This is a genomic window from Mesorhizobium sp. M0152 (assembly GCF_040322415.1).
Classification (GTDB): Bacteria; Pseudomonadota; Alphaproteobacteria; order Rhizobiales; family Rhizobiaceae; genus Mesorhizobium.
This window is the reverse complement of the sequence record NZ_JAMYTH010000004.1, coordinates 85729-98645: the sequence shown is the minus strand read 5'-3', so window position 1 is coordinate 98645 and position 12917 is coordinate 85729. Positions and strand designations below refer to the sequence as shown.

At 61.8% G+C, this 12917-nt stretch carries 14 protein-coding genes and 1 tRNA gene; 7 read left to right on the top strand and 8 right to left on the bottom strand.

The features are described 5' to 3' along the window. Positions 1-82: 82 nt before the first annotated feature. A complete protein-coding gene (locus NKJ26_RS05880; RefSeq protein ID WP_352601968.1) occupies positions 83-244 on the top strand; it encodes a hypothetical protein in 162 nt (53 codons plus the stop codon). Positions 245-271: 27 nt separating this feature from the next. Here the strand turns inward: NKJ26_RS05880 and NKJ26_RS33545 are convergent, their stop codons facing one another. The 4 genes from NKJ26_RS33545 to NKJ26_RS05865 form a co-directional block, all read right to left on the bottom strand. Continuing rightward, positions 272-487 (bottom strand): exopolysaccharide production repressor protein, encoded by a 216-nt coding sequence (locus NKJ26_RS33545; RefSeq protein ID WP_502903088.1) that lies wholly within the window; start codon positions 485-487, stop codon positions 272-274. A 430-nt stretch (positions 488-917) separates the two neighbouring features. Beyond that, positions 918-1003, bottom strand: a tRNA-Leu gene (locus NKJ26_RS05875). Positions 1004-1283: 280 nt separating this feature from the next. Beyond that, entirely contained in the window at positions 1284-1949 is a 666-nt protein-coding gene (locus NKJ26_RS05870; RefSeq protein WP_352694427.1) for an outer membrane protein, read from the bottom strand. A gap of 117 nt (positions 1950-2066) precedes the next feature. Then, positions 2067-2918: an alpha/beta fold hydrolase gene (locus tag NKJ26_RS05865; protein ID WP_352694425.1), complete on the bottom strand. Its 852-nt coding sequence runs from the start codon at positions 2916-2918 to the stop codon at positions 2067-2069. Positions 2919-3065: 147 nt separating this feature from the next. Between NKJ26_RS05865 and ade the strand changes: the two genes are divergently transcribed. Next, entirely contained in the window at positions 3066-4883 is a 1818-nt protein-coding gene (gene ade / locus NKJ26_RS05860; RefSeq protein WP_352694423.1) for an adenine deaminase, read from the top strand. Positions 4884-4906: 23 nt separating this feature from the next. Here the strand turns inward: ade and NKJ26_RS05855 are convergent, their stop codons facing one another. Together NKJ26_RS05855 and NKJ26_RS05850 are read right to left on the bottom strand one after the other, a co-directional pair. Continuing rightward, positions 4907-6070, bottom strand: coding sequence for an alpha/beta hydrolase (locus tag NKJ26_RS05855; RefSeq protein WP_352694422.1), 1164 nt, complete (start codon positions 6068-6070; stop codon positions 4907-4909). Positions 6071-6211: 141 nt separating this feature from the next. Further along, positions 6212-7285 carry an alpha/beta hydrolase gene (locus NKJ26_RS05850; RefSeq protein WP_352694420.1) on the bottom strand — a complete coding sequence of 358 codons (1074 nt, stop codon included), beginning with the start codon at positions 7283-7285 and terminating at the stop codon, positions 6212-6214. Between the two features lie 491 nt (positions 7286-7776). Between NKJ26_RS05850 and ilvA the strand changes: the two genes are divergently transcribed. Further along, on the top strand, positions 7777-9033 hold the full coding sequence (gene ilvA, locus NKJ26_RS05845) for a threonine ammonia-lyase IlvA (RefSeq protein WP_352694418.1): 1257 nt from the start codon (positions 7777-7779) through the stop codon (positions 9031-9033). Then, positions 9030-9584: a DUF1697 domain-containing protein gene (locus NKJ26_RS05840; protein WP_352694416.1), complete on the top strand. Its 555-nt coding sequence runs from the start codon at positions 9030-9032 to the stop codon at positions 9582-9584. Before ilvA ends, NKJ26_RS05840 begins: the two co-directional genes overlap by 4 nt. A 5-nt stretch (positions 9585-9589) precedes the next feature. Here NKJ26_RS05840 and NKJ26_RS05835 read toward each other — a convergent pair whose 3' ends face one another. Beyond that, positions 9590-9880 (bottom strand): DUF2218 domain-containing protein, encoded by a 291-nt coding sequence (locus tag NKJ26_RS05835; RefSeq protein WP_352694414.1) that lies wholly within the window; start codon positions 9878-9880, stop codon positions 9590-9592. Positions 9881-10026: 146 nt separating this feature from the next. Continuing rightward, entirely contained in the window at positions 10027-10467 is a 441-nt protein-coding gene (gloA, locus tag NKJ26_RS05830) for a lactoylglutathione lyase (RefSeq protein WP_352694412.1), read from the bottom strand. 215 nt (positions 10468-10682) lie between these two features. Between gloA and NKJ26_RS05825 the strand changes: the two genes are divergently transcribed. The 3 genes from NKJ26_RS05825 (at position 10683) to NKJ26_RS05815 (ending at position 12908) form a co-directional block, all read left to right on the top strand. After that, on the top strand, positions 10683-11279 hold the full coding sequence (locus NKJ26_RS05825; RefSeq protein WP_352694410.1) for a cold-shock protein: 597 nt from the start codon (positions 10683-10685) through the stop codon (positions 11277-11279). Between the two features lie 283 nt (positions 11280-11562). Further along, positions 11563-12120: a DUF192 domain-containing protein gene (locus NKJ26_RS05820; RefSeq protein ID WP_352694408.1), complete on the top strand. Its 558-nt coding sequence runs from the start codon at positions 11563-11565 to the stop codon at positions 12118-12120. 20 nt (positions 12121-12140) lie between these two features. Beyond that, positions 12141-12908 (top strand): alpha/beta fold hydrolase, encoded by a 768-nt coding sequence (locus NKJ26_RS05815; RefSeq protein WP_352694406.1) that lies wholly within the window; start codon positions 12141-12143, stop codon positions 12906-12908. The last annotated feature ends 9 nt before the right edge of the window (positions 12909-12917 follow it).

Sequence of the window (12917 nt, the reverse complement as noted above, 5' to 3'; positions counted from 1 at the left end):
ATCCAGCGTTCGCAATGATGCGGAGCCAAGGACCAGTTGTGCTAGACCAATTCCTTGAGTGCGCCTATATTAGGCATAGCTAATGGAAAAGTCGACCGTCACCTATGTCGTCAGCGTCTTCGAGAAGCCGCATTGGCGCACGGTGCTGACGACGAAAGACAAGGCCGCGGCACTGGCGAAGGCAAAGGAGATCGGCGACAAGGTCCGGGTCCAGACGATCATCGCGAAAAAGCCCGGCAGCTAGCGCCAGACCTCGCAAAGGCACTCGGCCTCACCAGTTCAGAGAGGATAGAAGTGGGCTTGTGGGGTCAACCACCGGCCGTGCGTCCGACGCTTCCGATGGTCGCCTGAACACCAGGTGAATGACCACGCCGACATAGCCGACCTGCAGAATGATCAACGTCAGGACTGACCAGCCAATGGACGCCCAGATCGATCCGCCCTCCAAGTAGGTCCAGATCGCAACGCCGATTGTCGTTGCAGACATTCCAATCAGAAATTGCGGAAAGTACATCTTTCTTGCCCAACCTGTCCCCAAACCCCTGGGTTCGGTGCCAATTCCCACTTGCCCTATTAATTAAGTTGTCACTAAATTAATAATTATGCAATTGGCATGGCCAGGGCAACGAATCCCGGGATAACAGGTTCCTTCGAGCGTTCGCCGGCGCTCCTCCGGCGCGTTGGTTGAGAAGCATCAAAGGTTGAGAAGCATCAAACGAAAAACCCGCCTGTGCGGCGGGTCGTTGGCGCAAATCTGCACCATAGATAAATATCTACCATAGCTGCACTCACCCTGTCAAGAAAAAATTCCTATCATAGAAAGTTGCCGGCACAAGCTGCCGGCACCGCCGGATGTTGGCTGTCGTCAGGCTTTTTGCCAACCTGCGTTCGGAGCCCTGTTGGCATTGGGTGCTTTGTGGTGCGGACGACGGGAATCGAACCCGTACGATCAGAGATCGAGGGATTTTAAGTCCCTTGCGTCTACCAATTCCGCCACGTCCGCAGGCCAGCCCTTTTCAGACGCCAGACACAGGCCGTCAAGTCATGTTGTTCTCCATCTCTGGACGCGAAAAAAGATGAAGTGGCGTAGCGATACTGGTGCGATCGCGGAATTATCCGCCCCGGCAGGCACTGCTATGATGTTTGCGCGGCGGACCTGATCCGCCAAGGCCGGCGCCTCTCAGGCCCAACCCAATCCCCCCGCCCACTGGGGGCGTCGGCCGCCCTCTCAAGCGAGATTGGTCCAGGAACTGGGCCCTGGAGCGTCATGCCATCGGCAACGCTCAGAACTTGTAACTCAGATTGATGCCGACCGTGTTCAGTTTCACGCTCTGATCGCGATCGTTAAAGGGTTCCGGCGCCGCATAGTGCTCGGAGCCGAAATCATAGTAGCGGTACTGCGCGCCGACGATGAACTTGTCGGTCAGCGCATAGTCGACGCCGGCGCCTACGGTCCAGCCGACATTCGTTTTCGTTTCCGTGAACGCGGCCCCCGAGATTTGCGACGTTTCGATGCCGGCAAAGGCAACGCCGCCGACGCCGTAGACCAGCAGGCGATCCAATGCGAAGCCCGCCTTGGCGTTGACTGACCCGAACCACTTGATGTCGGTCCCGAATGTGCTTCCCAGGCCCGATTCCGTCGTGCCTTCCGCCGAGGAATAGTTGAGGTCGGCTTCGCCGCCGATCACCGCCTGGTCGAACTGCCACAGGCCGGCGACATGGCCGCCGACGAACCCGCCGTCGACGTCGGGCGTGATGGAAAACGGCGCGCCTTCCGTGGTCGTGATCTCGGACTGACCCCAGCCATAGCCTGCTTGCAGGCCGGCATAGTAGCCGGTCCAGTCGAAGCCGGGCGCGGTCATCGGCAAGTCGGCTGTCGCGTCGGCCGCAAAAGCCGGCCCGCACATGAGGGCGAGAGAGCTGGCACTGGCAAGCATCAAAGGACGCATCGAGTTCTCCGAAATGGCGGTCCAGAAGATCCCTTGTCAGGAGGATAACCGTATTTGCCGCAAACCGGAATTCCATTGTTCAACAATTGAAATCCGCCTGCGGCCGCACAGGATGCTCTATTTGGCGTCGATGAAGTCCAGCACCGCCTGGCTATATTCATCCGGCGCTTGCAGCATGGCGAAATGACTGGCGTTGGGCAGGATGATGAGCTTTGCGCCCGGGATAGCGGAGGCGATGTATTCGGTGTGTTCGCGCTTGATCGCCTCATCATGGTCGCCGGCAACGATCGCCGTCGGCGTGGTGATCTTGGCGAGCTGTTCCTTGGTCCAAGCCGGCTCGCTCTCCCACATATGGCTGATTTGCGTCACGAAGGCCTCATACTGGTCCGGCGTCTTTGACATCTTCTTGTAGTCGCGGCCGGAGCGGTCGATGTAGGCGGCAAAGGTCTTGTTGGTCATCACGCCCGGATCGACGCCATCGGTAGTGACGTTAGCGGCTTGCGCAAAGAGCCTTGTCAGTCGTTCGGGATGATGCAGCGCGATGTCGATGCCGATAATGCCGCCATCGCTCCAGCCGACAAGTGCGATCTTGTCGATCTTCAAATAGTCGAGCAGCGCCAGATAGTCCGACGCCATCAAGTCGTAGCCATAAGGCTGTTCCGTGCGGGTGGAGCGACCGTGGCCGCGGCTGTCGGCGACTATCACCTTGTGGGTTTTGGAAAGCGTCGCCACCTGGCTGGCCCAGATGTCGGCGTGGCCGAGGCCGCCATGGATGAGCAGCACCGGGTCGCCCGCGCCGAAAACCGCGTAGTACATCTGGATGCCGTTGACCGGCGCATATCCGCTCTGATCCGGTTTTGGCATGGCCGCTGGTTCCGGCAAGGTCTGCCACCGTTCCTCGGCGGAGGCGAAAGCGGTTGACGCTACGAACAAGATGACGATGGCGAACGCTTTCCAAAAACGGGTCATGTCTCCCCCCTTGCGGTGCGATCCGCTCAGCATCGCCTGTTAGCTGGATTAGTCAACAAGCGCGGCCTGTCTCGCCGGATGTCGGGCCGACGGCTCTGGCGGCGCCCGCCAACATTTGCGAGACTGGCCGCAACCGAGGAATCGCCAATGACGAAAGCCAAGCCCACGAGGCCCGCAAGACCCAAACCGTGGACCGAGATGGCGACGCATCTGGTCGACGTCGCCATGGGACGCAGGCCCGCCGATCTCGTCATCCGCAATGGGCGCTGGGTGAACGTGCATTCGGGCGAGATCATCGCCGGCACCGACATCGCCGTCGCCGGCGGGCGCTTCGCATATTGCGGGCCGAACGCCAGCCATGCCATCGGTCAGGGCACCAAGGTGGTCGACGCCGGGGGGCGCTACCTGGTCCCTGGCTTGTGCGACGCGCATATGCATGTCGAGAGCGGCATGGTGACGGTGACCGAGTTCTGCCGCGCCGTCATTCCGCACGGTACCACGTCGATGTTCATCGATCCCCACGAGATTGCCAATGTGCTGGGTCTGCCAGGTGTGCGGCTGATGCATGACGAGGCGGTGGCCATGCCCGTCAACGTATACGTGCAGATGCCGTCCTGCGTGCCCTCGGCACCGGGGCTGGAACATGCCGGCGCCGAGCTTACGGTCGCCGACGTTGCCGAGGCGATGACGTGGGAAAACATAATCGGCCTCGGCGAAGTGATGAATTTCCCAGGCGTTGCCGCCAACGATCCGGTCATGTCGGGCGGGATCGCCGCCACGGTCAGGGCGGGCAAGACGGTCGGCGGCCATTATGCTTCGCGCGATCTCGGCCTGCCGTTCCATGGCTATGTCGCCGGCGGGCCGGAGGACGATCACGAAGGCACGCGCGCCGAGGACGCCATCGCCCGCGTGCGCCAGGGCATGAAGGCGATGCTGCGGCTGGGCTCGGCCTGGTATGACGTTGCCGCGCAGATCAAGGCGGTGACCGAAAGCGGCATAGATCCGCGCAACTTCATCCTGTGCACCGACGACAGTCATTCCGGCACGCTGGTCCATGAAGGTCATATGGACCGGGTGGTGCGCCACGCCATCCAACAGGGGCTAAAGCCCGTAACGGCGATCCAGATGGCGACGCTCAACACCGCCCAGCATTTCAGGCTGGAGCGCGAGATTGGTTCGATCGCACCGGGGCGGTTGGCCGATCTGCTGATCGTTTCCGATCTCGCCGCAATGGTCATCGACGAGGTCTATGCGCGGGGCGTCAGATTGGCCAAGGGCGGCAGGCTCGACATCGACATTCCGGCCTACGACTATCCCAAGACGGCAAAAGACACGGTCAGGTTGGGCAGGAAGCTCAAGGCCGCGGATTTCGACATCGCGGCCCCCAAGGGCGCAAACGAAGTGCGGGTGCGGGTCATCGGCGTCATCGAGAACCAGGCGCCGACACGGGCGCTGGAGGCGGATCTCGCTGTTGAGAACGGGCTGGTCGCGATGGATCGCCGCAACGACGTCTGCCAGATCGCACTGGTCGAGCGTCACAGAGGCACGGGCGGCGTGACCAATGCCTTCGTCTCCGGGTTCGGCTACATCGGCGATTGCGCCATGGCCTCCAGCGTGGCGCACGACGCCCATCACATCATCTGCGTCGGCACCAACAAGCAGGACATGGCGCTGGCGGTGAACAGGCTGGGCGAGGTCGGCGGCGGTGTCGTGCTGTTCGCGGGAGGCAAGGAACTGGCGCTGGTCGAAATGCCGATCGCCGGACTGATGTCGGACGAGCGGGCCGAGATCGTCGCCGCCAAGGCCGACAAACTGACCGGGGCGATGCGTAAATTGGGCTGTTCGTTGAACAACGCTTACATGCAGCACTCGCTGCTGGCGCTGGTCGTCATTCCGGAGCTGAGGATTTCCGACGTCGGGCTGATCGACGTGACGACATTCCAGAAGGTCGATCTGTTCGTTTGAGATCGGCTGCCAGCACTTCGTTCTCATCCACCGGTGGCGATGGTCAGTACCTTGAACGGCGTGGTGATGACGATCTCTGCGACCGAGCCGACGGCCTTGCCGAGCCCTTGACCGAGAGCGTTGAGCTGTGTCGGATCGGGTTCTTCCGAGGCGAGGCCGGCCGGTGCGCGCAGCCGGTCGCCGAGCAATTGCACCATGATCGGGTTATCGGCGAACTTGGCGTGGTTCAGGCGGTCGCCGCCCTTTGCCTGAGTCAGGTCGACCACCGATACGCCATAGCTGGCAAGGTCGGCGGCGTCGCCGTAATCGCCGACGCGCGGCTTGTCGCCGGAAATGATCGATGAAAGCTTTAGCGCGCGGTCGTCGCCCGAAAGCAGGATGGCGAACGGCTTGTCGGGTTTCCCATAGCGGATCATCTGCTTCTTGAACACGTCGACGTCGATGTCTGGCGAAGCCAGGATGACGTAGCCCAGCTTGCCGTCGAGATCGCGGTCGCCGGTGATGGCGAGCTGACGAAGCGCCTCCATCGTCACCCAGGTTCCCATGGAGTGGGCAATGATGTCGATGCTCTTGGCCCGCGTCTTGGCGAGCATCCTGAGGGTCGCCTCGAGATCGTCACGCGCGGCGTTGGCGCTTTCCTTGTCGTAGATATAACCGGTCGTCTTGCCGCTCGAAGCCCACGAAAAAAGCACCGGCGTGCCGGGATATTTCGTATCATGAGCGATCTGCGTCAGCCGGTAGATGCCGTCGTCGAAGCCGTTGTTGAAGCCGTGCACGAAAACCAGCGCCCGGTCGCCGCGCATGGCGATATCGGCGCCGACCGCCTTGGCGAACTGCGGCGCACCATCGTAGAAGGTGACATCCCTGGCGGTGAAGTCCTTGGCCGGATTGCTGTTGGCGGATCCCCTGGCTCGCTCGATGGCGCCGACCTGGTGGCTTTTCGGAACAGTCATGTCGACACGGGCATAGCTCGTGGTCAGCGAACGGTCGCCGTCGAACACCTGTCGCGGATCCTTCGTCGCCTTTTGGCGGGTGGTGGCGACGAAGATCTCATGCGTCGCCGCGATTTCCGCAGCAGGGGCGGCGACACTCGTCTGGCTGAGAAGATCGTGCGTATTCCGGCCAGCGCAGCCGGCAACGGCGAGCGCCAACGCGACGAGGACGAAACTCTTCGAGCGCAAGGTCACACGCCGGCTCCCGCGAGGGGACGTCAAACGGATGACGTCGCTGCATGTTTCGATAAAGCCAGACGCCGGCGCGGTCCAGTTTAAATTCGGCGATGCATCGGCCACGGTGAACGGGCAATAGCGAAACCCGCGGCACCGCATCTATTGGCCGAGCAGGCCGATGCGGTCGGTCACGTCGCGGTCGCTGGCGAAGCCGTCATCCTCGCGCAGCCGCTGGCCGATCATCTTCACCAGAGCCGGATTGTCGGCGAATTTCGTATGGTTGAAGCGGTCCGTTCCCTTGATCTTCGAGAGGTCGACGACCGTCACGCCGTAGGAAGCAAGATCGGCGGCGTCCTTGTAGTCGCCGACACGCGGCTGCGACCCGGCGATCAGGCCGGAGAGCCGCAGCGCCCGGTCGTCATCCGACAACAGCAGGATGAACGGCTTGTCGGGCTTGCCGTAGCGGCGCATCTGGCTTTTGAACACGTCGACATCGATGTCGGGCGAGGCCAGCACCACGTCGCCGAGCTTGCCGCCGAGATCGCGGTCGCCGGTGATGGCGAGCTGGCGCAGCGTCTCCATGGTTACCCAGGTGCCCATCGAATGGGCGACGATGTCGATTCGCCGCGCGCCCGTTTGCGCGAGCATCCGCAGCGTCACTTCGAGCTGGTCGCGCGCGGCACTGGCGCTTTCCTTGTCGTAGACATAATCGGTGGTCTTGGCGCCCGAAGCCCAGGAGAACAGCACCGGCGTTCCAGGATAGCCGGAATCATGGACGATCTGGGTCAAGCGGTAGACGGCGTCGTCGAAGCCGGTGTTGTAACCATGGACGAAGACCATGACACGGCCGCCGCGCGCCGCGATGTCGGCGCTGAGCGCGCTGGAGAATTTTGGCGCGGTATCGTAGCCGACGACCTCCGAAGCCATGAAATATTTGGCCGGATCGTTCGATTTGCCGCGCGAGCGCCGCTCGATCTGGCCGGTCTCGTGGATTCCGGGCACGGTGACGTTGACGCGGGCGTAGTTGAGCGTTGCCGAGCGCTCGCCGTCGAAAACCTTGTTGGGGTCGTCGGATTTCTTGCGCGTCGTGGCGATGAAGATCGAGTGGTTGCCGGCAATCTCCGTCACCGGCGTCGCGACGATGGTGCTGCCGAGCAATTCCTGCGTTTGTGTGCCGGCACAGCCGGCAAGAAACAAGGCAAGGACAGCCGTAAAGATCTTGTTCAAAGGCACGCTTGCAATTCCACTCCGGCCAAAAGGCCCGCCTACTCCGCGACACCTCCCCGACAGTTTAAGTACGGCGGAAGTAAGTCATGTCGGGTCGAAATCCGGTTGGCGCCTTGCGGCTGCTATCGCACTGTGGCCCGAAAGCCAGAAGAAAGGCGGAAAACGCCGGGACGTGAAGAGAGGCGGCAGTTTCGGCCTGAGCCGGAATGCCACATGCGGTCGCTTCTTCGCTGACGGTGCACGCCAAAGCAGCATCGCCTTTTCGCCGAATTCCGGCAGCGTCGCGGATTTTATTCCAGCCGATATATGAACGAAAGTCCTCAAGTGCTTGCAAAGACTGCATGAACGCCAATCGAGCAGAGGCGCGAGCCGACGGACAATGGCGTCGCGACGCCGGATATGCAATAGGCGGGATCCGGCAGTGCGCGACAAACAAACGGTACGCGGCCCTTTCAATGCTAGAGTCGGCAAAATATGCGGTGCAAGGTGGGTTTTCGATGAACAGCTTCTCTTCCCGCGTCGCGACGGCCGCCACCGCGATCCGCCAGATCTTTCCAGAAACGCCGCTGCAGGAAAACGACTACCTGTCGAAAAAGACCGGCGCGCGGGTGCTGCTCAAGCGCGAGGACCTGTCGCCGGTGCGCTCCTACAAGATCCGTGGCGCCTTCAACTTCTTCCGCAAGGCGCTTGCGGCGGGTAACGACGCGGAACTGTTCGTCTGCGCGTCCGCCGGCAACCATGCGCAAGGCTTCGCTTTCGTCTGCCGCCATTTCGGCAGGCGAGGCGTGGTGTTCATGCCGGTGACGACGCCGCAGCAGAAGATCGACAAGACCAGGCTGTTCGGCGGCGATTTTGTCGAGATCAGGTTGGTGGGCGACTTTTTCGACGACTGCTATCGCGCCGCCTTCGAATTCACCGAAAGCTCCGGCGCCCACATGGTGCCGCCTTTCGACCACAAGGACATCATCGAGGGCCAGGCGACGGTCGCGTATGAGATTGCCGGTCAGATGCCGGGTGCGCGCATGCCCGACATCGTCATGCTGCCGGTCGGCGGTGGCGGGTTGGCCGCCGGTGTGACCCATTTTTTTGCCGATCAGGGCCGGGAAATGCGCTTCGTCTTCTGCGAGCCGGCCGGCGCGCCGAGCCTGCGCGAGAGTCTCGCGGCGGGGAAACGGCTCAAACTCGCCAAGGTCGATAACTTCGTCGACGGCGCGGCGGTGGCCGAGATCGGCCGCGAGCCTTTGCGGCATCTCAAGGAGTTCGCCGCCGACACGGTGCGGCTGATTCCGGAAAACCGGCTCTGCGCGACGATGATCGAGATGCTCAATATCGAAGGCGTGGTGCTGGAGCCGGCCGGCGCATTGGCGATCGACGCATTGAAGGACTTTTCGAAAAAGGAGGTCAGGGGCAAGACCATCGTTGCGGTCGTTTCGGGCGGCAATTTCGATTTCGAGCGGCTGCCGGACGTCAAGGAACGGGCGTTGCGTTTCGAGGGCCTGAAAAAATACTTCATCATCCGGTTCCCGCAGCGGCCGGGAGCGCTGCGCGATTTCCTGGAACTGCTGGGTCCGGACGACGATATCGCCCGCTTCGAATATCTGAAGAAATCGGCGCGCAATTTCGGCTCGGTGCTGATCGGCATCGAAACCAAGGACCGCCGAAATTTCGACCTGCTCAAGGCGAATTTCGAGGCCGAGGGCGTCCAGTATCAGGACATCACCGACAACGAGACATTGGCGGGCTTCATCATATGAGCGGCACGGTCTTCGTCGCCCTGTTCTCCGGCATCAATGTCGGCGGCAACCGCATCGTCAAGATGGCGGAGTTGCGCTCCTTTTTCGAGGATCTCGGCTTTTCCGATGTCGCTACCTATGTCCAGAGCGGCAATGCCGTGTTCCGCGCAAAGAATGGCGACGCCGCGACGCTGACCAAGCAGATCGAAGCGGCCTTCGAGAAGAAATGGGGATTCCATTCGCGCATCATGGTGCGCGATCTCGGCTGGTTGGAGAGGCTGGTGGCCGAAAACCCGTATCCGGAAGTCGCGGCGGACCACACGAAACTCCACGCTTATGCGCTGGAGCGCGAGCCGACCTCCGATGAGATCGCGCGGCTGGCCGAAAAATGCACCGGTCGTGAAAGTTTCGAGATCAAGCGCGACGTGCTCTACCTGCACGCGCCGGGCGGGCTCGGCAAATCGGTTTTTGCCGGGCTGCTTCCGCGGACGCTAAAAGTTCCGGGCACCGCGCGCAACTGGCGCACGGTGCTGGCGCTCCTGGAAATGGCCGGCCAAGCCGGCGGCAAATAGGCTGGTTATGCGGAAACGGGCTTCCAGCCGAAGGTCAGTTCCTCGCGGAAGGCAAAGCGCTTGATGTGATCGGCGACGACGCTTTCCAGGCGATCGATCGATCCGGCTTCGTCGGTCGATACCGTGATATGAAGCGCGGCCGCATCGGCATCCATGACGGTGCGGCCGAGCGAGAGATCGATCGTGCCATGGTGCGGATCGAACTCGACGGGAAATTTGTGCGCCCAGTGCTTGCACAGTTGCTGCAGATAGCGGCTGGCATGTTCGGTGGCGACATCGGCACGGCTGGTCGGCATGACTGGATTCTCCGCGGGGCAGGCGCCCTGTTTTCATGGCAAGGCGACGGCGCCGAAACGCCGGCGTAACAGTCCGACAGATAGGCGTCGTCTTGCCAAACGCCAACGGCTGCCGGGCGATTTGCGGCCGGCGTCAGATCAAAAGCCTACCAGCTTCCGGTGTTCGCCATCGAAGCCCACGGTTCGGCCTTGGCCTTGGCCGGGCCTTTCTGCAAAAGCTCGATCGAGATGCCATCCGGCGACTTGATGAAGGCCATGTTGCCGTCGCGTGGCGGGCGATTGATGGTGACGCCTCCGTCCATCAGCCGCTGGCATGTTTCATAGATATCGTCGACCTCATAGGCGAGGTGCCCGAAATTGCGCCCGCCCTTATAGTCTTCCGGATCCCAATTGTAGGTGAGTTCGACCAGCGGCGCTTTGTTGGCGATGCCGCTCTGCTCGTCTTCAGGGGCGGCCAGGAAGATCAGCGTGAAGCGGCCCTGCTCGTTTTCATAACGGCGCACTTCCTTGAGGCCGAGCTTGTTGCAGTAGAAATCGAGCGAGGCATCGACATCGGCGACGCGGACCATGGTGTGCAGATAGCGCATGTGTTTTCCTCGATTTGTGGGTTGCGCGCAACATAGGGTCGGCCCCGTCAAAGGGCAATCGCCAGGCGGCAGGCAATGCCGGGAAAGAACAAATCCGGTATATCCGCGATGAACCGTGAAAAAAGGCGCCGCAGGTCTTGCACTCACCGGAAGCCGCAGTGTTAATCTGGTGTCAAGAATCAATTGCGGTGTTCTTGAAAAAAGGGGGCATTCTTATGGGGGAAAAGGCCTCTCTGAAGGTGCGGGCCGAAACCCTTGGCGACGCCTTGGCACGCGACGAAGGCGGCGACGCTGCCGACCTGGTCGAGATTGCCGGTGCTATCAAATGGTTCGATGTGGCCAAGGGCTATGGTTTCATCCTCCCCGACGACGGCGTTTCGGGCGATATCCTCCTCCATGTGACGTGCCTTAGACGGGACGGTTTCCAGACTGCCCTGGAAGGCGCGCGCGTGGTCTGTCTCGTCAAGCAGGGCGACCGCGGGTTGCAGGCGTTCCGTGTCCTCTCCATGGATGTCACCACCGCGGTCCATCCCGCCGAGATGCAGGAGCAGCGCACCCACGTCTCGGTGACGCCCGAGAGCGGCCTCGAACGCGCTTTGGTCAAGTGGTTCAACCGCACTAAGGGGTTCGGTTTCCTGACGCGCGGCGAGGGCACCGAGGACATTTTCGTCCACATGGAGACCTTGCGCCGCTACGGCATCACCGAGCTTCGGCCTGGCCAGGTGGTGCTCGTCCGTTTCGGGCGCGGCGACAAAGGCCTCATGGCCGCCGAAATTCACCCCGATGTGGGTACCTTGCCGGTCTCGCACTGAGGTTCGTCGATATTTCAGCAGGCCGGCAAAAGACGGCTTTTTGCGCTTCCGGTGCTGGCGGAGCCGAATGTCCGCTCCGGTTCTCGAACCGCATCTGGTTTGGCCGTTTCGCGCTCGTCTTCGCCTCCGGCTCGATCGGATCTGAATCTCAACACTCCCAGAAGCCTCATACATCCCGTTGGGATCGGGTCTTTGTGCCTGTTCGTTTGACCATGATCTTGCCCGAAATCGGGTTCCACTTTCCGGGATCATGGTCTAGGACGATTCCGGCCGAGGATTTTGCATGACTCACAGGAACTGGCTGACGGCGGGCGTGATGTGCGCCATGATCGTCGTCGCCGCAGGCGCTTACTTCTATTCCGAGCGGCCGACCTCGGCCGACAGCCGGGCGATGGTTCTTCCAGTCGATCCCACGCCGCTGGTCGTGGCGACGAAGAACGGCGATCGGTCTTTTTCCATCGAAATCGCCGATACCGATCCAGAGCGTGAGGCCGGCTTGATGTTCCGCCAGGATATGGCGGACGATCACGGCATGCTGTTCGTCTTCGAGATGCAGCAGCAGGTGAATTTCTGGATGCAGAACACGCCGATGCCGCTCGACCTGATTTTCATTGGCCAGGACGGCAAGGTCCGTGCGGTCAAGCACGGCGAGCCGCAATCCCAGGCCATCATTTCGCCCGGCGTGCCCGTGCGTTTCGTGCTCGAGCTCAAGTCTGGCACCGCAGCCAGGAACGGCATCGAATATGGCGATCTGGTGCGCCACCCGGCCGTCGGCACCATATCCGGCCCAGGCGTGCGGCCGGCGGACAATGGCGATGCGCCCAATAGCGGCGGCGGTTGAACGCAAGGGCAGGATAGCCGATGCAGTTTTTTTCCCATGACGGGTTCGATCTTGCCTTCCTCGATCGCCAGCCGGCTGCGGGCAAGGGCGACCCGGTGCTCATGATCCACGGCTTCGCTTCCAGTCATCATGTGAATTGGGTGTCGCCCGGCTGGTTCAAGACGCTGAACGATGCCGGTTATCGCGCTATCGCCTTCGACAATCGCGGCCACGGCGCTTCGTCCAAGAGCTATGACGAGGCTGACTACACGCCGGCCAAAATGGCCTCGGATGCCGCCGCCTTGCTCGACCATCTCGGCATCGGGCGCGCCCATGTCATGGGCTATTCGATGGGCGCGCGCATAGCGGCGTTCCTGGCGCTGTCCGATCCCGACAAAGTGGCGACGCTGGTCTTCGGCGGTCTCGGCATCGGCATGGTCGACGGCGTCGGCGATTGGGATCCGATCGCAGCGGCGCTTCTTGCCGACGATCCGGCCGCAACCGCGCATCCGCGAGGCCGCTCGTTTCGCGCTTTCGCCGACCAGACCCGCAGCGATCGCCGGGCGCTTGCCGCCTGCATCGCCAAATCGCGGGAATTACTGGGTGAGGACGATATCGCCCGCATCGCCCAGCCGACGCTGGTCGCCGTCGGCACGACCGACGACATCGGCGGCTCGCCCGACGAACTTGCGGCACTGATGCCCAACGCCAGGGCCTTTCACATCGAGGGCCGCGACCACATGCTGGCGGTCGGCGACAAAACCTTCAAGCAGCGCGTGCTGGAATTCTACGCCGAAAATCCGCTTTGACCCGGCATC

Excerpts from the sequence above, each read along its gene's own strand:
- NKJ26_RS05840 (WP_352694416.1), top strand. The coding sequence starts at position 9,030 with ATGAGCGGCACGGTCTTCGTCGCCCTGTTCTCCGGCATCAATGTCGGC.
- NKJ26_RS05870 (WP_352694427.1), bottom strand. The coding sequence starts at position 1,949 with ATGCGTCCTTTGATGCTTGCCAGTGCCAGCTCTCTCGCCCTCATGTGC.
- NKJ26_RS05825 (WP_352694410.1), top strand. The coding sequence starts at position 10,683 with ATGGGGGAAAAGGCCTCTCTGAAGGTGCGGGCCGAAACCCTTGGCGAC.
- NKJ26_RS33545 (WP_502903088.1), bottom strand. The coding sequence starts at position 487 with ATGTCTGCAACGACAATCGGCGTTGCGATCTGGACCTACTTGGAGGGC.
- ade (WP_352694423.1), top strand. The coding sequence starts at position 3,066 with ATGACGAAAGCCAAGCCCACGAGGCCCGCAAGACCCAAACCGTGGACC.
- NKJ26_RS05880 (WP_352601968.1), top strand. The coding sequence starts at position 83 with ATGGAAAAGTCGACCGTCACCTATGTCGTCAGCGTCTTCGAGAAGCCG.
- NKJ26_RS05815 (WP_352694406.1), top strand. The coding sequence starts at position 12,141 with ATGCAGTTTTTTTCCCATGACGGGTTCGATCTTGCCTTCCTCGATCGC.
- ilvA (WP_352694418.1), top strand. The coding sequence starts at position 7,777 with ATGAACAGCTTCTCTTCCCGCGTCGCGACGGCCGCCACCGCGATCCGC.
- NKJ26_RS05820 (WP_352694408.1), top strand. The coding sequence starts at position 11,563 with ATGACTCACAGGAACTGGCTGACGGCGGGCGTGATGTGCGCCATGATC.
- gloA (WP_352694412.1), bottom strand. The coding sequence starts at position 10,467 with ATGCGCTATCTGCACACCATGGTCCGCGTCGCCGATGTCGATGCCTCG.
- NKJ26_RS05865 (WP_352694425.1), bottom strand. The coding sequence starts at position 2,918 with ATGACCCGTTTTTGGAAAGCGTTCGCCATCGTCATCTTGTTCGTAGCG.
- NKJ26_RS05835 (WP_352694414.1), bottom strand. The coding sequence starts at position 9,880 with ATGCCGACCAGCCGTGCCGATGTCGCCACCGAACATGCCAGCCGCTAT.